The organism is Legionella parisiensis (assembly GCF_001467945.1).
GTDB classification, from domain to species: Bacteria; Pseudomonadota; Gammaproteobacteria; order Legionellales; family Legionellaceae; genus Legionella; species Legionella parisiensis.
Genome location: NZ_LNYQ01000012.1, coordinates 662,477 through 681,617 on the forward strand (window position 1 = coordinate 662,477; position 19,141 = coordinate 681,617).

Sequence of the window (19,141 nt, forward strand, 5' to 3'; positions counted from 1 at the left end):
GTTAGCGTTTAATATGATAAGTATACGTTATCTCATCATCTGTTTTGGCTGATGGTTTTTCCACATCAGAACTTGGTTGCTTTCTTGTAGGTATATCTGAGTCGTCCTTGGCAAATAATGTATGTCTGCTTACATTTTTAAAGCCCAAACAATTAGGCTTGGGTCGTTCGGTTGGCGCCCCAAAATCGCAGGTTTGGGTTTGCACCGTGACAGTTTTTTTACCAAGCTCACCCAATCCGTGGTAGTAAAGCTCTACAGAGCCGCTATTATCTAAGTTGATGGCATCAGTACAACCGAGTGCTGCAAATAAATCTGCAAATTCTTCTGCAGTAACACCGCAGTTACGATCAGGATTATGAATGACCATGACAACAATATTATTACCATTATTTTGGTAGCCGACCCCAGTACGTGGCAATCGATTTCCATGGTTATTGTTTAAATCGGGTGTTTTTAATCTCGTTTCATCCCTTAGAATAATAAATCCGGAGACGGCATTTTTATCACCATAAAAATTGGGGTTTGTTTGTAACGTATCATCAATATCACTATGTGAGATGATAGTCGCTTTTTTGAGTGTAGTATCAAAAACAATAGTATCTAGCCCAACATTATTCTGATCAAGAACTTTATATGTGGACACCAGCTCCCCATTACTTACCGATAAGCCGGCAAGAAAGGTACGTGGTTGTGTTCTAGGGTTGATTTTTTCTCCCACATTGGGTACACCTGTTGTCCACACATTAAACCAGTTTGCATTGACTAATAAATCGGGCTTATCACTACCAGGGTGACCTTTTGTCCAGTTGTCACGCCATTCTTTTAATGTGAATAATGGTGCATCAAATTGACCAACTGTATAATTATTACCATAGCGATCGGGAAATTTAGGACCATTAGGAACAAATGTTTCATACTGAGATAAAGGAATCTCAACATAATAGCCTTGCACTTTTTCACGGTGCGGGTTTTTACTCAAAATTCCATCAAAATTTGGTAGAGATCTGATGTCTTCTACTTCTGTGGCACGAGTAATACCAGCAATTTTTTCATTTACTTTATCTGTTGTTGTATTTAACGGCTTACTAAACACAGGATTTTCCTCGCTGTAATTCATATTGGAACTAATTTTTTCTCTATGATAGCTTTAATACATTAAGGAATTATTAAAAAAGAACAGTTTGGTTATATTTTGCCAAATATTGAAGTATTATTTGAAGCCATCTTATCATTTAAGTGGGCGTTGGTGTTTCATTCTGTTCGGGAATAAAATCGGCATTCCGCAGAGATGTTCCTTTATCAACGTAAGCAAATGATTCTGTAAAATCACGTAATTCCATTTCAAAAGTAGAGCTCTTAGTCGTGCTGAACTTCAGCTTGGATTCACCTGTTTTAGGATCTATATGTTCGCTTGTATGCCGTCCTCCCGACAGAAAAAAATGTGAAATTAAAGAGCGATTTTCAGAAAATGGGTTACGCAATACAACAAATTTTTTACCGGTTTCTGGATTTTCTCTGACACCGACAATTGCATAAGTATGCTCTGGGATAATGCCTTTTGAAGGAGTATTTTTAGGATCTGCTACTACAGGTTGATCGTTCTCGATTGCATTTTTTAATTCAGAGAACAACAGCTCTTCCTCATAGCCGTAGCTTTTTCTGGAAGGTAGTATTTTATTGGTATTCATCCATGCTACTACTGCTCGCATCGCTTCTTTTGGGCATGTTTCGGGATTACTTTGCTCCATTTTATTAAGGTGAGTTTCAAATGCTTCAATGGTCAAGGGGTGTGATTTTAATAATTTCTCCCAATCTTTCTTATGTGGTTTTACCCAGGCCCACCAATCTGCTAAGAGTGCCCCCTCACCATTAAAAACATGCTTTACCATATTCTGCATGGTCGCTGGATTGGTAGGGCGTAGTAAAAAAATCAAAGTATAAATATCTTGACCGGAACAGCCAGCAATACTCTTTGTATAAAGATTAGCGAGTGTATTTCTTGATTGGTAAGGGAGAGGAAGAGAGTCCGGTGGTCTTCCGATGAAGGTTTGTAATGCTTGAGTGCTTTTTCCACTTTTTAACGTTTGATTATAATCTCCTGTATGAAACGCTGTATATGCTTTTTCAAGATATCTCACCCATGTAGCACCACTGCTTAACACCCCTGACAATGTTGGTAATGATTTATCAATGGCAATCCAGTGGGGTTTATAGGAATTATCAAAGAGCAGTACATGAATTTCTCCATCTTTTTCAACCATTCGCTGACGAATAAAATTTTCACCACCTGGAAGCGCAAGAATTGAATTAATAGCGGACAATAGATAACAGTCACCCGATTGGCCGCCTTGAACGATTTGTCTCACTTCCAATTTATCGGGAAAAAGCGGGGTAGTATCTGTTTTATGAGTTACTTGTTTTCCCCCAAATTTTCCTGTCGGATCTTTGATATGCTTTGTTTGAGCCATAATGAATACACTACTTTTCTTGAAGCGATTTCAGCTTGTTATGTCTCCGTAGTATATATTATAGCCAATTTATAAAATAAATAAATTTTATGGCAATTTTTTGGTTTGTTTTTTTTGAATCTGTCTTTGCGTGTTTTACTGTGATTTTCGAATCCATTAATCAGCTATAGTTGTTAAAGAGATAAAGGAGGAACTAATGATGGAAAAAGCAAAACTGATAGGAATTAACCATATCGCACTTGAGGTTGGAGATGTGGAAAAAGCATTGGAATTTTATAGGAAAATTTTTAATTTTACTTTGCGAGGTAAAGATAATAATCATGCTTTTATTGATTTAGGAGATCAATTTATTGCTCTAATGAAAAGTACTACCCCCCATAAAGATAAAATACGACATTTTGGCCTTGTGGTCGATGATTGTTCTAAAGTTAAAGAATTGGTGAAAAAGGCTGGGGCAGAATTAATTGGAGAGAAATTTTTAGATTTCCTTGATCCCTGGGGTAATTATATCCAAGTAGTTGAATATGCCAACATTCAATTTACAAAAGCCCCGGAAGTATTAGCCGGAATGAATTTAAATGTACAGAAAAATAAAGAAGCGCTTCAAGAACTTCATAATAAAGGAATGAGTCCTAAGCATTAATACCTCTTGGATGTGACAGTATTTGGCACATCTTGCGAGAAAAATTTTCTATTCAATGCTCACATACTGATGTGTGCAGCGCTTGCTCAGAAAATTTTCTCACACTGCACTCAAACCCAACCGTTTCCTGATAGTGACTGTGCATTTACACTGCTGCCAAAGAACTCTGTGATATTGGCGAAATGCTTTCAGAAAATGATTTTTCCAAGATTCATTTTACTGAGGAGCTAAAGCATCGCTGAGTCATTGCAATTAATTCTCATATACTGGATATAACTAACAGGCCTGGCTGAGTCGATACTGGCATAAAAATTTTGTCCTAATGCGTTATTTGTTAATAATACCCAATCGATTCGTGTACAAGAACGTTCTTTGGCAAGTTCTATTAACTGATTCACTAGCTGTGTTGCAACACCTCTGCGCCTGTATTTCTCTTTCACATATAAGTCATGTAAATAAAGACCTGGGCCATCAAAAAGCGGGAAATTACGGTTAGTCATAGAAAAAAGTGCAAAACCAACTGATAAATTTTCGATTTCCGCGATGAGAACTTCTGCACCAGGAGAGGTTGTAAAAAGAATTTGTAATAAAGATGACTTAGTCTGGGAAAATCGTTCTATAACCTGTGCTTCTGTAAACAAATCAACTAAAGAGTTATAAATAAAATCCAAATCATGAGGATTAGCAAAACGAACATTAATAGTTTCCATCTGGGCTCTCAATCTTTCTATTATAATGCTACCTTGTGCAAGTATTTGCTACACGAAGTAAATAGCGGGTATGCTCTAACCTGAAGTGATGTAAGTATAGATAAAAATATGGTGTAATAAAACTGCCGCACTATTTGAGTCCTATCATGATGCTAATTCGTTTTATTCCATTATTTTTTACTACTTTATTAAGTTGTCAGATCGCAATTTCAAGCCCCTCTAAAGCATACCCTCTTCATTTGGAGCAGGAGACCATTCATTCGATTCAGAATGCACTGGCGCAGCATCAAATATCGTGTTTACAGCTAACCAATACGTATCTGGAGCGCATTAAGAAATACAACTTAAGTGTAAAAAGCAAGGCGCCAATTAATGCCTTTAGTGAGCTCAATCCTTCGGTGTTAACGTACGCGCGGGAGTTAGATGATTATTATAAAAAAACTGGTCAGGCATTAGGCCCGCTCCATTGTATCCCTGTCATTTTGAAAGATAATATTGATTCTTTTGATACGACCACCACTTCAGGTTCCTATGCTTTATTAGGGAGTCAACCGACACACGATGCCTTTTTAGTGAAAAAATTACGAAATGCTGGCGCTATTATTTTGGGAAAAGGGGGAATGGATGAGTTTGCCTGGGGAGTGTCCGGCATCAGCAGTCGTAGTGGTAGAATTGGTAACGCTTATGATCCTGACCAAAATCCTGGGGGATCTAGTGGCGGATCCGCTGCCGCAGTCAGTGCTCATTTTGCTCTGCTTGGTATTGGTACCGATAATAGTGGCTCGGTTAGAATACCTGCTGCATTTAATGGCCTGATTGGACTTCGTCCGAGTACTGGTTTAATCAGCCAGAGCGGTATTTTTCCAATGGGTAATCTTGATGGAACAGCAGGTCCAATTGCGCGTAATATCGAGGACTTGGCTATTTTACTTGATGTGATTGCGCAGCCTGATCCTCAGGATCATAAAACACTCAATATTCCCCGGGTGAAAACTTATTCTGTTTTTCTGAAAAACAATGGCTTAAATCACAAGAGAATTGGCATTGTACATAATGTAAATGGTATTAATCCATTCAATGAGATGTCCACCCCCATTGAAGAAATAATAAAACAAGCCACGAACAATATGCAAAACATGGGGGCTACCCTTATTGATATCACGCTTCCGGATTTCAATAATGATCGACAATTCAATCAAGCAGGGGAAATCGAAGATGTAAATGAATATCTTGCCTCATTTCCATCGACCAGAAAGAGTTTTCGTGATATTTGTGAGTCGAACCGTACAAGAAGTTTTGGTTCGATTAAAGATTGCTTGCTTTTCACGAAAAACACTGCAAACAAATTCGGCGTATCTTATCAAAAAGCTTTAGAAATTTTTAAAAAAAATAAGAGATATGTTGAACAGATTATGAATAAAAATCAGCTGGATGCTTTACTCATGCCGATTAGTACGAATGGAGATGCGACTTATGATGCGATGAAAGTTAATACTTGGCGAGCCCCAATTTCATCCAACTCTGGATTACCTGCTATCAGTATTAACGTTGGCTATAGTCAAGAGACCCATATGCCTATTGGTGTTGAGTTAATTAGCAAACAATATCAAGAGGGAACTTTGCTAGAGATTGCTTATGCCTATGAGACGCAGGTGAAGCAAAGTATTTTGCCACTTATGCCGGAAGAAAATTTGGCTCTATTGCATTTTACTATTCCAGAATTAAATAATTTATTTACCCTCCTGGGTAAAAATGCATATGAGAAATTTTTAATTCACAGCAAGGACTCCAGCCATCTTTCTGATGACCTAACACCGGAACGATTTAGAGAAATCACTGCCAATACAATTCAGAGCTATAGGAAATTAATTGGGAAATAATTGTTTTTGACCTACTTAATTATATATGTGTCTAGGGTCAAAAATTACGTTATTTATTGGTATTATGTATTTCTTGTTCGTTGCATAACAGGCAGAATTAAGTATTCCAATAGTTCGAGCTTTATATAGAATAAAAGCAATTAAATTTTAAGGATAAGCATGTGGTTAAACATCAAGCAGCAATAATCTTTTCAATGATTCTAAGCAATTTAATTTTTGCGGCAGGAACTGAAAAAAGTTGTGATAAAGCAGATTGGCGCTGCCATGGTTCTTTTTACATGACAGGTGGATATGTATTTGTACATACTTTATTCAATGACAATCCATTGTCATTATCTCCTCCCGAACAGCCAACAATAAATTTTACACCTCAGGATACGTTTCCCAATAATGCGAGCGGGATGCGGTGGGGGTTTGGGGCAGGCTTTGGTGACAATTTACCCTTCACTTATGAACTGGATTATAATCAAATTTTTACTCATTCTACGATAAAAGATGGATTAAAAATTTCCAGATCAAGTAAATCATTGGTAGCTATCATAGGATATACCCTTAACCCTAAAAATAGATTAAAAACCAGTTTGGTCGGTGGCGCATCAGTTATTTCAACATACCTGACAGCGACAACAGTTGCTCCTCGTCCATTCTTTTCTCAGAACACAAACTCTGTAGATGTTGATCCTTTTCTTGGCGGCTCTTTAACATATCAAATCAATTCTAAATTTGCGTTGAGGGTAGTTGAGTTTTATGATTTTGCTACGTATAACCGAAGCGCTAAAGGTGCTGTGGTGACTCTAGTGATGCTTAATTATTATCCAAAGTGATTCGTTTGTTCGATTTTGGAAATCAATAAATAGATAGGGGAGATCTCTCGATATAATAAATTATTTAACAAATATATCCTTATTCGAGGTGCTTAGGTGCGTTGAATCAACTATACTTTTTTTATCATAAATTTTTTTCTCTATGGATAAACAAATGATAAAGGAATGGATTATATTTTCATTCAACAGGAGTATTATTTTTATACTTCTTACTTTTGCTCAATTATCATTTGCACAAGGAACTCCGTCCACGGCCAATCAGTCGCCTATTCGGATCGGAAGCAGCACTGCTTTGGGGGGGCCAGCACAAACATTGGGACAAGGCATGACCCTTGGAATCAAAACGTATTTCGACAGAATAAATGCGGCTGGTGGTATCAATGGTCAAAAAATAACATTTATTGTCTATAATGATTCCTATGAGCCTTCGCTTGCTGCGCCTAACATGCGTAAATTAATTACGCAGGATCAAGTACTTGCTGTCATCGGCAATGTGGGATCACCAACTGCAGTGGTTTCCGTACCTATTGCCCAAGAATTGCGGACACTGCTCTATGGTAGTTATGCTGGAACGGAAGTACTCCGGAAAATACCGCCCGATCGGTACGTTTTTAATTTTCGTGCAAGTTATGCGGAAGAAACTGCGGCTATGGTAAAAGGTTTATTGAAAGCAGGAATTAAACCCGATGAAATTGCATTTTTTACACAAAATGATTCATTTGGGGATTCCGGTTATTTTGGAGCTATAAAAGCGTTAAAGGAAGAAGGGTATCAAGATTCAGAAAAATTAATGCATGGCCGGTTCACCAGAAATACCGTCAATGTGGAGGAAGGTTTATCCGAGATCCTGGACGCAAAAAAAATGCCAAAGGCGATTATTATAGTAGCTCCTTATCTACCGGCTGCTCGATTCATTAAGTTAGCGGTTGAAGACCTGCCTAATACCCTGTTCCTCAATGTTTCTTTTGTGGGAAGTGAAACTTTGCTACAGGAGATTGGTGCATTGGGAGACAACCGCGTGATCGTGACTCAGGTTGTCCCTAGTTATAACTCTAATCTTCCTGCTGTCAAAGAGTATCGAGAGAGTCTAATAAAATATGCAAATGGTGCCCAACCAGGCTATATCTCATTAGAGGGCTACCTCGCGACAAAGTTATTTGTCCTGGCATTACAACGTGCTGCGGACGCTAATAAATTGACCCGAGAGGGGCTTATTGATGTGATGCAAAACATGCGTGATGTGGATATAGGCATCGGTATTCCCATCAGTTATGATAAAAACAATCATCAGGCATTGCATACGGTCTGGCCTACTATATTAAGAAACGGAAAATTTACCTCTCTTGATTGGACTGAACTGCGCTCGTTTGTTCAAGAATAAGTGGAAGGATTACTAATGTACAGAAAACTAAGATTATCATTGGTAAACGTATTTCTGTTATTCTATATTCTTACCGTTATTTTTACGATGATCCTTAGCTTTGCAGCGCTCTATCTTAATCATCAACTGCTTCAAAATCAAAACATTTTATTAACACTTGGTTCAATTGAAAACGCACGATTTAAAATGAGTAATGCACGCGCTCAATTTTTGGTGCGGCAACAAAGTATTTTAACAGCACATGAAGAAAATGATTTATCCAAACTGGAGCCTCGTTTACCGATAGAGGCAACTTTTATTGAGGGTGAGGAAAAATTAGCTTCTGTCACCAATAAAGTTTCCGCTGTCTTGCAGGCACTGCACAATCTTAAAGTAACCTATCAAGAATTTTTAAAAACTGATGATCGGTTGTTGACATTGACCCAATCTTTTTTAAAAGCGAAAAACGAGTTAGCAAATCAAAAAAGAATTATTGATCAGCAAATTAAAGATATTCACAACAAGTCGGAAAATATCAGTGGTATTTTAACGTATCAATATAAAAAAAACATACGTCAACTCCGTGGCTATTTTCAGGAGGGAAAATTTCCCCAAGGGGTTCAACTTAAAGGAGCTTTGGAAAATCTGGTCTTAAGTAATGCTACAGATGCCCATCGTATTGACCAAAAAATTAATACAGAACTGTCTCAGCTCATGGCTTTAATCGAGGAAATTGCAGATGAAGAAAATTCGGATGAATTGAATAATTTAAAAGACAATCAACTGTTACAGCTTATTCCTTTAACGCGCAGTAAATTGCACCAATTAAGCATTTTATTACAGGATAACCCACAACTCCATCAAGCCGCATTGGACTTGGGCAATCAATTCAATTTGGTTGTTGATCAATTAACTAACGGTTCAGGAAGCATCCTCGCCTTGCGAAAAGAGCTCAATGATCTCCAATTGCAACTGCAAAAAAATCATATCGAAATAAAAGAAAATTTAGCGTTGCTCTCAAAACAGTTTCAAAACCTAGATGCAATAACAAAAGAGTTAGGGGAGCAATCACTACGGACTTTCCATAAACTGATTACAACCAATCGCAATATTATGATTGTCTTGCCTCTGGGCATACTTCTATTCATCAGCATTGTAGGATACTTTTTATATCACGCTATTTCCAGGTCATTGGGAAGTTTAAGCGCTGCAATGCATAAGATCACCAAAGACAAAGTCGGATTAGAGCAGCGTTTAAGTATGACACCCTATGATGATCTTAACCGGGTCGTTAAAACCTTTAATGATATGGCTGAAAGCCTGCAATATACCCAAGAGCATTTACACGAATTGGTAGAGTCAAGAACCAAGGAGTTGCAAAATGTAAATCAGAATTTGGAACAATTGGTGATGCAATTAAATGAAGCTAAAAAAGACTCGGAAGTGGCTAATAAAGCAAAATCTGAATTTATTGCGAATACCAGCCATGAATTACGCACTCCGCTCAATGCTATTATTGGTTATTGCGAATTATTGAAAGAAGAAATGGAGGATGAAGGACAGGAGATTTATCTGGATGATCTCAAAAAAATAGAGTCTTCAGCCAAACATTTGTTATCGCTCATCAACGATATCTTGGACCTATCGAAAATTGAAGCGGGTAAGATGGATATTTTTCTGGAAGATGTCAAAATTCCCGATATGATTAAGGAGTTGGAGGCTATAATTACTCCTTTGATGAGCAAGAATACGAATACATTCAAATGTGAGATCGCTCCCCATGTGGATATGATGCATACCGATCTCGTGAAAGTCAGACAATGCTTGTTAAATTTAATAAGCAATGCAGCTAAATTTACCAAAGAAGGTACAATTACTTTATCGGTTAAACCATTGATGAGTGACGGTAAACCATACATGCAATTTTCAGTCAGTGACACAGGGATAGGACTGACCCGTGAGCAATTAGGTACATTGTTTAAAGCATTCTCTCAAGCAGAATCCTCGACCGCGCGTCGATTTGGTGGAACCGGGTTAGGTTTGTATTTGACGAAAAGTTTCTCTAAAATCCTGGGGGGCGACGTCAGTATTGATAGTGAATATGGTAAGGGCTCGACGTTTACTATTATTTTGCCGCTGATTAGTAAAGTGGGAGTTGAAAAAATATCTCAGGTCAAATTACCTGAACAACAAATCCAGGGAGAAGTAGGGGCTAAGACAGTTCTTGTGGTTGATGATGATCCTAAAATACATGACATAATGCAAAAAGCCTTAGAGAAATCAGGTATCAGAGTGCTGCATGCATTCCATGGTGAGGAATGCCTTTCTTTAGCAAAAAAATATCAGCCTGACTTGATTACTCTTGATGTGATTATGCCCATGATGGATGGATGGACTACTTTATCCGCATTAAAATCTGATCCTAATTTGGTTAATATTCCTGTGATTCTGGTCTCAATGCTGCTGGAAAAAGACTTGGGTTTTGCTTTAGGTGCTGTAGATTATCTCAATAAGCCCGTTGAACCCAAGACCCTTATGGAAAAAATTGAGAGTATATTACCGCGCGATGCTATTAAATCAATATTAATTGTGGATGATGAAGCAGATGCCCGGAATATTATCCGAAGAGCCATCAAAAAGTCGGGTTGGAACGTGCTGGAAGCAAAAAATGGTCGTGAAGCTTTAGATGTTTTAGCTGACAAGACTCCCTCTCTTATTCTCCTGGATTTGATGATGCCAGAAATGGATGGTTTTGCTGTTATTAGGGAGTTACAAAAACATGAAAAATGGGCTCAAATTCCTGTAATCATCTTCACTGCAAAGGATTTAACCCAAGAAGAACGAGACTTTCTGATGAATTCGAGCAAAGTAGTTTTACAAAAAAACTCCTATAGTCGGGAGCAACTTGTAGCCACTATAACTGGTCAGATTGAACAAATAATTAAAAATCGCTAGGAGATATTGCGATGACGATAAAGATCTTAATTGTTGAAGATAATGAATTGAATCTTGATATGTTATCAAGGCGTTTGCAACGTAAGGGATATGAGATTATTAGTGCAGTTGATGGGGAAAAGGGTGTGGACATGGCGAGAACTGAAAATCCTGATCTTATTTTAATGGATTTAAGTCTGCCTGTTTTGGACGGCTACGATGCTACACGGCAACTTAAATCTGATCCAAAGACCAACGCTATCCCAATTATTGCCCTAACGGCGCATGCTATGGTGGGGGATAGAGAGAAAGCGGTCGATGCAGGTTGTGATGATTATGAAGTAAAGCCTATTGATCTCCCTCGTCTTCTTGAAAAGATTGAGCGATTGGTGAAAGCCTGTTGAATCCATAGTACATTTAACTCGATGAGGAAACAGAATTAATGGATTTCGATAAAAAAATAAAGAAGGAGCGTAACTCGAACCTGATGCGTGAACGGGAGGCATTATTTGCCAGTTTACGTAGTGAGTTTTCCACGCCTCTTGATGTTATTGTTGGTTATACCGAAATCTTACTTGATGAACTTGCGTTTTACCGGCTTGAAATGTACGAGGATGATCTTAAAAAGATTTTACAATCAGGGAAACTCTTACAAAGCAGGGTAGATGAGGTGTTAAGCTTTGGAACTATTGCTGGAAAAACGAAAGTATTTAATTTGAAAACATTCAGCAGTGAATTGCAATTTAATTTACTTACGCCACTGAATTCCGTTATTGGCTATTGTGAGTTGCTTTTAGATGAAGAGTTTTCTATTGAACAAGAACAACTTACCCATGATATTGAAAAAATTCTTTTAGCCGCGAAATTATTTATTAGTTATATAGATGAAATAGATAAATTAGCTCAGATAAAATGGAAGGGCTCCGATCTATTAGCACAATTTAAGAAAACGAATATTATAATTCATGATGTGATTCTATCTATTCCTCCGCTTGAAAATAAAATTATCTATGAGCCTACAACTCCTAAAGGCTCTATTCTTGTTGTTGAAGATAATGAAATGGCGAGAGACTTATTAATGCGTCGCCTAAAGCATTTTGGATTTAATGCAACACCGTGTGGCGATGCGTCCAAAGTACTTGATGAGATAGAGGTTGGTGATTTCGATTTAATACTTTTATCTATTATTACGTCAGGAATAAGTGGTTTTGAAGTATTAAAACGAATCATGGGAGATAGTCGATATTACTACCTTCCTGTAATTGTCATTTCCCCACTTAAAGAAATTGATGCGGTAGTACGTTGTCTCGAGATGGGGGCTGATGATTATCTTCTTAAGCCATTTAATCCTGTTATTTTCAAAGCTCGGATTGAAGCTTCTATAGAAAAAAAGATACTAAGGGATAAAGAAAAACTTTATCTTATCCAAATACAGGAGGCCAAGAAAAGATCAGATGATCTCTTATTGAGTATTGTGCCGAGTGCCATTGCTGAACGTTTAAAACTGGGTGAACAAACAATCGTTGAGCGCTTCCCCTCAGTAACCGCAGTATTTATTGATATTGTTAATTTTTCTAATTTGGCAGATAAATTGAGCCCGGGGAAATTGATCGGGATGTTGAATACTATATTTTCAACCATGGATGAACTTACTGATCAATTCGGCCTTGAAAAAATTAAAACAATAGGGGATTGCTATATGGCGGTAGCAGGTGCTCCGATAAACAATCAATTTCACGCTGAAGTCGTTGCTAATTTTGCATGTGAAGTGCTTGAAAAGGTAAATAGGATGAATGAAACGCTTCATTTTCCCATTCAAGTGCGTATAGGGATTCATACTGGAGCTGTAGTAGGTGGTATCATTGGAAAGAAAAAATTTGCTTATGATCTATGGGGAAAAACCATCAATTTAGCAAGTCGTATGGAATCTCACGGTGAACCAGGGCGAATTCATGTAAGTGAAGCAACATACCAAATCCTGAAAGATCGATTCGAATTTGAAAAAAGAGGAACCATTTTGGTGAAGGGAGTAGGTGAGATGGCAACTTATTTTTTAATAAAACCCCATAATGGATAAATGATGAAACAGAGTTCTGTTTCATATAACTTCGTTAGACGTCAATTTGCATTCGTTAGGAATCACCCTTTATTTTTCTATAACTCTTTGATTTAAAATATTTATTTATAGAATAAACATGCTGCCAAATTCTTTTATTTAGTGAATTTTCAATAGTATTTGTATTTTTTCCAATAAATATTCTATTTCTGACACCTATATTTGCAAAATAGTGCAATATTACTTCAGCTTGGCTTAAGGAATTCTGTATAAAATTTGAGCACAAAAATGAGTGAAATGATTTGACCCGCTGAATGACACTCGGATTTTTATGCTAAATTTTATGGAGATATAACATCATGCAAACACGATTTGACCAATCAACTGAGATTACGCCTGTCAAAAAATTAGTAAATGAGTTAACGCTTTTTATCCAATCAAATTCAAATAATTTTAATTTTTGCCCTTGTGACGGCTGGCCAGAAGTTGATGAGTCCTTACTGTTTCATAAATTTACCCCAAAGTTACTGCACTATATTGCTCATCATTCTGAAAAATTATCAGAACCCTTTATGAGTAATGCGATAGCATATTGTCACTATGCATATGCTCATATGACATGTGATAAATTTTTTCATCTAGCCCTGCGCGCGGGTAATCTAACAGTCGCAAAAATGGCGTGCAATCTAATCGATTTCTCATTTACTATGTTTCTGTGTGACAACACTGACTTTGCTCTAAATGTTGAAGAGTTATTTTATGTTTCTGCAATAAAGAGTGGCTCAGAAGAGGTAATTCTCTATTTAAACCATCTTTATGTAACTTCGGGACAAAGCTCATTTATTAGCTCGGAAACTGTCCAGCAATTAGAGGAACAAGGGATTAATCAAGGTTTGGATGTCTTGCAAAAACTGGTAAATCAAAGAGAGCTAGACGACATTAGAAGGGCTATATTAACTAATAATTTGCAAGATGAGATAGCCACAATAAAGAAACATGAGCTGAGCACGTGTAAATTAATTTCAATGGCTGTTAAGGCTAATGCAAACAAAATAAATATTGAAAATATTTTGAATTTAGATAAGACGTTTGATCTTGATTCCCTGGCTCCTGATGAATTTATTTATTTAGCTTTTTTGGGGATACCCAACCCCCAGCAGTTTTATCATTTTTTAACGACTCATAAACCAGTAATTCAGCCAAATCAATTGAGTTTTATTATCCAGAATTATGGAAATGACGAAACAATTTTAAATCAGTTAATTGATGCTTATGCAGAATCGCTTAAGCCTGAGGATTTGTTTGCAATTGTTGAAAGCAATAAGCTTTCTTGGGGTCTGATCGAAAAATTACTCAAATTGCCCGTTGGATTATTATTACAAAATAATTTTATCGAACACTTGTTTTTCCAATCTATCTCGAATGAAAAAGCGCTTGCGCAAATTCATTCATTTCTTTTTAGAGAAACCACCATCGACCAAATCAAAAAGGAAGGCTCGGTCACGATGCTTGCGTTATTGGTTGCCAATGGCTATTCCCTGAAGCCAGAGAAAAATATGGATTATGTCTCTATTTTGTTGATGGCTATTTCGTTCTGTGCTTTACAGAAAAAAGATGCTGGGCATGTGTATCAAATTTTAGAAAATCTTGATGCTCAGCAATACCCGATTAAGAAAACCCATCTTGTTTTAGCAGGTAAACTCGATAAAAAAATGATTGTTCAATGGTTGACAGATAAAAAAAGCGAAACGCCGGAATCCAGTGAACGACTCAAGATACTTCAAGGCGGAATTCGTACGTTGAATCGCGCACAAAATGTTTACCCTACACTACTGAAGCCATCTGAAAACAGCTATTTATTTTGGGTTCATACAAAACCAAAATCAAGAGTAAACAATTTGTCTCAAGAATTGTATTCTTTGGTTCTACCTTATTTAAAAGCTCATGAACTGGAACTGATAAATGGGCAATGCATTGTGGCGCTAAGTCCCTATACCGCTCAATATATAAAAAGAGAAGAAAATCTGCAAAATATCTTTAAATCAGCCTATCTACTGTCTGAATACGCACGTATTAATGAGGGGATGCCGGGATTTCCTACTTCCAACACCAAGGAAGATAGGGGCATTCAAGATGATCGGCTGGTTTGTACCGCACCATTGCAGATTGGAATTCCAGGTTCTTATGCAAAAGTTAACATCAATTTAACTAAGTTACCTATTTCATATTTGCAGCACTGTGTTATAAAAATGAATGATTATGCCTCCAAAAAAAGCGGAGACCTTTACTGTTCAATAACTCCTTCAATACAATTGATTCTTAAATCGACTGATGATCAAGCTGAAGCGGCTGATGGTCCTGTTAAATCAGCATATGAGTTCGTCTATTTTAATGAAGGACAAACCCATACATGCACTGTTAGAGTCCCTGCAGAAAATGAACTATTTCACGGAATGGGCGGTTTTAGGGAAGCATTAGCACATATCTTATGTGTCATCGATGCGTTACCAGGGAATAGCGAAGGAAAAATAATTAAGGATGCCATTTTGAAACATTTCCAACTTTTGGCTGCAGAAAACACCCTTCATGAGCATTTGGATGCAGCGTTTAAAAAATTGTTTCAATTTATGGAAATTGACTTTGTAAGGGGCTTGCCGCTTTCTTTGGAGTACATTGAATCGCTTGAGTTTCTGAAAACGACACAAAAGCTTGATTTCAATGAATTTTTTGACTCCCTTAGAAATGAGAATTTTTCCGAATTTAAGGATTATTTGAATAAGTATCCAAACATTTTAGGACAACCTGTTGTTCTCGCTATGATTTTGAAGGAAGTTCCTGCTCATCGTTTTTATGAGATTTCCTCATTATTGGAGAAACAATTTCCAGGGTCCTATGCTTCATTGGAATTAATCGAATTAAATCAAAGAACAAAGGGGCAGTTATGGGAGCACGCAAATCATCTTGCTCTTAAAGCACCTATAAATTGTGCTTATAATTTAGAAGCTTCTCTGGCTTCTTTGAAAAATTATTTAAGCGATCATCCACAAGAAAGGCAAAAGCTTATTGAACGACATGGGAATGAGGTCAAGCATGTTCTAGCGCAAGTGAAAAAACTCTATCAAGAATTTTCGTTTGCAGGAGGAAACTCCAAAATTATCCAATTGTTTACCAATCCTGAAATAATGAGTTTGTTTACTGGAAAAAACAAAGGGGTAATTGCTGCGATTTTAGCTTTTGAACTTGAAGCGGAACTTCAACAAAAACCTTATTCCGAACATACTTTTGTTCAAGATGTTCGATCGCAGCGAACCAAAAAACTGATTCGAATTACCTTGGGAAGTATTTTGGAGTCAGCCTTAAAATTACCTCCATATTTTATAGAAACAACACCCATTAATCTTAAAAGTAATCTGTCTGAAATCGAAGCGATAAAAGAACATATCAAGCAAAGATGCTTCTGCAATCAGACCTATACAAATCTGGAACAGGCTTTATTAGAACTAACGAACAGTTACTCTCTGGACCAGGTAGCCTCTCAAGGAGATGAAGTTTATACTTTTGATCAAGGTGAATGGGAGCAATACGCTGGAGAAATGGATGCACTAATTTCTGCTATTCCAGCGGATTTTTATAATAATGCAAATCTTCCTGGTGAGGTTAATCGAGGTTTGAAAACCTTACTCGAGTATTTGAAATTGGATAGTACCCCACCTACTTTGGAGGTACTTATAGAAAAGTTTCTCTCTTCTTCTGCAATTTTAGATCCTCAGGTGTCGCATATGCTTTTTGACAGCACTCATTTTGCTGTGGCCCTTAAAGACAATGGAATTGACAAAATTTCATTGGCAGATAACATAGAAATTAGTTTTTCTGAACTTATGCTGGCATGTATGGAAAAGATTAGGATTACAGGAGTGAATGAAAACAATGCCATGATAGCCCAGCAACTCGTACTAAGAATGCAGTGGCTGCAGTTTGAAATTCAACCTGTTCCAAACTTATCGAGGTCACTAACCCCTACATCTTAAATGAATGGATTAAATGCAACAGACTCGATTGATTCTTAATTAGGAATTGAAAATCAATCGAGCCTGTTTCATTACCTCGGATGGCTACATCTTGGATTCCTTTCTTGCGACAAAACGTCCGACCATTTGTCCAATAAGAACGGCTAAACAAAATTGTCCTGTTAAAGACTCAATCTAGGTAAACATTTGAGCAATTGGTTTCAGAGGTACAATCTCACCATAACCTACGGTTGTTAAGGTAATAAATGAATAATAGATTGCTTGTGATACATGTTTGATGATTAAACCAGAAAACGAAGCTGGACTTAACAATTCCAAGAGTAAATAAATATAAGCAAAAGTGAGTCCAATAAATAAATAACCTGAAATCGAACCAAATAAGGTTGTCAGATTAATGGTTTGATCTTTTAAGGTGATGTAAAGACAAAAATAATTCAGCATAATCAGATAGATAATAACTAAAATAGTTCTGAATACATACATCAACTGCTCACTACAACAATAATGAAGTATAAAAAATACAATCTGCAGAAAAATAAGTGTTGTGACTAAAAATACAAGCAATTACTCTTTATGACCAATAACTAAAAGACATGAGCCAATGAGTACAGCAAAGATAATTCCAGGGGGATCGGTCCAATAAAATTGGGTAGTAATGGCTTTAAATAAACAAAATAAAATTAATAAGAAAAAAAGTAACATAAAGCGTAATCTATTGATTAAATAAAACATACCATTCCTTGTCTTAATCTCTTTAAATAAGCTAGGGCTAATGCCAACTTATCATTTACGCTAATGTAGAGTCTTCCTCCATATCTATGGATTTCAGAATAAACGTCTTACAGAGCACCTTATATAAGCTTTTATTAGTAGGGCATAGAAAATTTGTCATCTTGCTTGCTCACAGAAAATTCGAGTCGATGCGTAGGTTGGCCTTGGCCTAACAATTCATTTTAACTCAGTGCCATTTGGCTTGCTGAGATTTCATCTAATCGTAGCTTTCTGATATTTTCAAAAGCATTTTCAGATGACGTGTTAAGAAATCTTTTAAACATCTGTACCGTAGATCTTTGAGCGGTCGCAAGAATGTCATATCTACCATCCGTCTTATATTCATCAACAATTCTTTGAACCTCTTCTTCTGAGTCAGCCATTTCTATATCTTCATAAAAATCTTTGAGAATTGTACTTTTTAAGAAATCTCCTTTTTGAGTTTTATATTTCGTTTTTAAGCTATCGGTTGGCTCGACCACGAAATCAACATCTTTTCTATTTTGTCCATTATCTGTTGCATAATGCGCATATCTCCCGTTCAATATCTCATGTTCCAATTTTTGGAAAATAGGTGTAATTCGGTTAGGAGGTAAATCGAGAAACCAAAAATTATTGTTTGCTTTCCCTTGGTTGTGTCCTGGCTCGATATTATGATCGTTTATAAATTGCTCAAAAGATTTCTTATCTTTAAATACAATCTTAAATTTATCTAAGAATGGCTCACTATTTTTTACTAAAGGAGCAACGCCCAAAACGCCCGGAGAATGTAAGATAGAATGGGATTGAGCAGTGAATTTTATCTGATTCGAAATTCGAGCAATTTTCTCAGGGGGTACTTTTATAAACCATAACTTTGATCCTTTTGTCGTCCCGATGTCCACCTTGTCTTTTAATCCGGTAATATTATGATTTTTCACAAATCGGTCAAGGGATTCACGATCTTTAAACTCAATCTGAAATTTATCTAAGGGCTGTGCCTCATTGTGAGCGGCTTTTCCATCTTCATAATTTTTTACTCTGGGGAGAACCCTCTTTACTCCAGGACAATGCAATATGAATTTTGATTGATCAATTAGTTCGTTTTTTATTTTTTTCGCAATTGGAGCAATTTTATCAGGAGGCACTCTTATAAACAATAACTTTGATCCTTTTGTTGTCCCTATGTCCTCCCCTTTTAATCCGGTAATATTATGATTTTTCACAAATTGCCCAAGGGATTCACGATCTTTAAACTCAATCTGAAATTTATCTATGGGTTGTGCATCATTGTGAGCTGCTTTTCCATCTTCATAATTTTTTACTCTGGGGACAACTTCCACCACTCCAGGATAATGCTTGAAGGATTTGGCTTGTTCAATTAATTCATTTTTTATCTGCGTCGCAATTGGAGCAATTTTATCAGGAGGCACTCTTATAAACAATAACTTTGATCCTTTTGTTGTCCCTATGTCCTCCCCTTTTAAT

14 protein-coding genes are annotated in these 19,141 nt (G+C 36.8%); 8 read left to right on the plus strand and 6 right to left on the minus strand.

Annotated elements, in window-relative coordinates; translation table 11 throughout:
* Position 1: 1 nt before the first annotated feature.
* Together Lpar_RS05555 and Lpar_RS05560 are read right to left on the minus strand one after the other, a co-directional pair.
* Positions 2 to 1,093, minus strand: coding sequence for a phosphodiester glycosidase family protein (locus Lpar_RS05555; RefSeq protein ID WP_058517080.1), 1,092 nt, complete (start codon positions 1,091 to 1,093; stop codon positions 2 to 4).
* 139 nt (positions 1,094 to 1,232) lie between these two features.
* A complete protein-coding gene (locus Lpar_RS05560) occupies positions 1,233 to 2,468 on the minus strand; it encodes a C2 family cysteine protease (protein ID WP_058516991.1) in 1,236 nt (411 codons plus the stop codon).
* 196 nt (positions 2,469 to 2,664) lie between these two features.
* Between Lpar_RS05560 and Lpar_RS05565 the strand changes: the two genes are divergently transcribed.
* On the plus strand, positions 2,665 to 3,111 hold the full coding sequence (locus tag Lpar_RS05565; protein ID WP_237759346.1) for a VOC family protein: 447 nt from the start codon (positions 2,665 to 2,667) through the stop codon (positions 3,109 to 3,111).
* A gap of 227 nt (positions 3,112 to 3,338) precedes the next feature.
* On the opposite strand, the gene Lpar_RS05570 is transcribed toward Lpar_RS05565, so the two are convergent.
* Positions 3,339 to 3,821 (minus strand): GNAT family N-acetyltransferase, encoded by a 483-nt coding sequence (locus tag Lpar_RS05570; protein ID WP_058516992.1) that lies wholly within the window; start codon positions 3,819 to 3,821, stop codon positions 3,339 to 3,341.
* 146 nt (positions 3,822 to 3,967) lie between these two features.
* Here Lpar_RS05570 and Lpar_RS05575 point away from each other — a divergent pair, with 146 nt between their 5' ends.
* From Lpar_RS05575 to Lpar_RS05605, 7 genes are all read left to right on the plus strand, one after another.
* Positions 3,968 to 5,701, plus strand: coding sequence for an amidase (locus tag Lpar_RS05575; protein WP_115341279.1), 1,734 nt, complete (start codon positions 3,968 to 3,970; stop codon positions 5,699 to 5,701).
* Between the two features lie 161 nt (positions 5,702 to 5,862).
* Positions 5,863 to 6,525 carry a hypothetical protein gene (locus Lpar_RS05580; RefSeq protein ID WP_058516993.1) on the plus strand — a complete coding sequence of 221 codons (663 nt, stop codon included), beginning with the start codon at positions 5,863 to 5,865 and terminating at the stop codon, positions 6,523 to 6,525.
* Between the two features lie 154 nt (positions 6,526 to 6,679).
* Positions 6,680 to 7,906, plus strand: a complete 1,227-nt coding sequence (locus tag Lpar_RS05585) for an ABC transporter substrate-binding protein (RefSeq protein ID WP_065236068.1) — start codon at positions 6,680 to 6,682, stop codon at positions 7,904 to 7,906.
* 15 nt (positions 7,907 to 7,921) lie between these two features.
* On the plus strand, positions 7,922 to 10,840 hold the full coding sequence (locus Lpar_RS05590) for a response regulator (RefSeq protein ID WP_058516994.1): 2,919 nt from the start codon (positions 7,922 to 7,924) through the stop codon (positions 10,838 to 10,840).
* Between the two features lie 11 nt (positions 10,841 to 10,851).
* Positions 10,852 to 11,223: a response regulator gene (locus Lpar_RS05595; RefSeq protein WP_058516995.1), complete on the plus strand. Its 372-nt coding sequence runs from the start codon at positions 10,852 to 10,854 to the stop codon at positions 11,221 to 11,223.
* 38 nt (positions 11,224 to 11,261) lie between these two features.
* Complete coding sequence (locus tag Lpar_RS05600; RefSeq protein WP_202814064.1) at positions 11,262 to 12,896, plus strand: adenylate/guanylate cyclase domain-containing protein; 1,635 nt, start codon at positions 11,262 to 11,264, stop codon at positions 12,894 to 12,896.
* A 338-nt stretch (positions 12,897 to 13,234) separates the two neighbouring features.
* Complete coding sequence (locus Lpar_RS05605) at positions 13,235 to 16,903, plus strand: hypothetical protein (protein ID WP_058516996.1); 3,669 nt, start codon at positions 13,235 to 13,237, stop codon at positions 16,901 to 16,903.
* A 174-nt stretch (positions 16,904 to 17,077) separates the two neighbouring features.
* Here Lpar_RS05605 and Lpar_RS05610 read toward each other — a convergent pair whose 3' ends face one another.
* The 3 genes from Lpar_RS05610 to Lpar_RS19195 all read right to left on the minus strand — a co-directional run.
* Complete coding sequence (locus Lpar_RS05610) at positions 17,078 to 17,386, minus strand: ion channel (RefSeq protein WP_058516997.1); 309 nt, start codon at positions 17,384 to 17,386, stop codon at positions 17,078 to 17,080.
* A gap of 81 nt (positions 17,387 to 17,467) precedes the next feature.
* A complete protein-coding gene (locus Lpar_RS18780) occupies positions 17,468 to 17,635 on the minus strand; it encodes a hypothetical protein (protein WP_156416191.1) in 168 nt (55 codons plus the stop codon).
* A 221-nt stretch (positions 17,636 to 17,856) separates the two neighbouring features.
* A partial coding sequence (locus tag Lpar_RS19195; RefSeq protein WP_193392446.1) for a hypothetical protein occupies positions 17,857 to 19,141 on the minus strand: 1,285 nt, incomplete at its 5' end.

What these genes read in the sequence shown, in the direction of transcription:
- Lpar_RS05585 (WP_065236068.1), top strand. Translation starts at nt 6,680, where the DNA reads ATGATAAAGGAATGGATTATATTTTCATTCAACAGGAGTATTATTTTT.
- Lpar_RS05600 (WP_202814064.1), top strand. Translation starts at nt 11,262, where the DNA reads ATGGATTTCGATAAAAAAATAAAGAAGGAGCGTAACTCGAACCTGATG.
- Lpar_RS05590 (WP_058516994.1), top strand. Translation starts at nt 7,922, where the DNA reads ATGTACAGAAAACTAAGATTATCATTGGTAAACGTATTTCTGTTATTC.
- Lpar_RS18780 (WP_156416191.1), bottom strand. Translation starts at nt 17,635, where the DNA reads ATGTTTTATTTAATCAATAGATTACGCTTTATGTTACTTTTTTTCTTA.
- Lpar_RS05570 (WP_058516992.1), bottom strand. Translation starts at nt 3,821, where the DNA reads ATGGAAACTATTAATGTTCGTTTTGCTAATCCTCATGATTTGGATTTT.
- Lpar_RS05575 (WP_115341279.1), top strand. Translation starts at nt 3,968, where the DNA reads ATGATGCTAATTCGTTTTATTCCATTATTTTTTACTACTTTATTAAGT.
- Lpar_RS05595 (WP_058516995.1), top strand. Translation starts at nt 10,852, where the DNA reads ATGACGATAAAGATCTTAATTGTTGAAGATAATGAATTGAATCTTGAT.
- Lpar_RS05610 (WP_058516997.1), bottom strand. Translation starts at nt 17,386, where the DNA reads ATGTATGTATTCAGAACTATTTTAGTTATTATCTATCTGATTATGCTG.
- Lpar_RS05560 (WP_058516991.1), bottom strand. Translation starts at nt 2,468, where the DNA reads ATGGCTCAAACAAAGCATATCAAAGATCCGACAGGAAAATTTGGGGGA.
- Lpar_RS05605 (WP_058516996.1), top strand. Translation starts at nt 13,235, where the DNA reads ATGCAAACACGATTTGACCAATCAACTGAGATTACGCCTGTCAAAAAA.
- Lpar_RS05565 (WP_237759346.1), top strand. Translation starts at nt 2,665, where the DNA reads ATGATGGAAAAAGCAAAACTGATAGGAATTAACCATATCGCACTTGAG.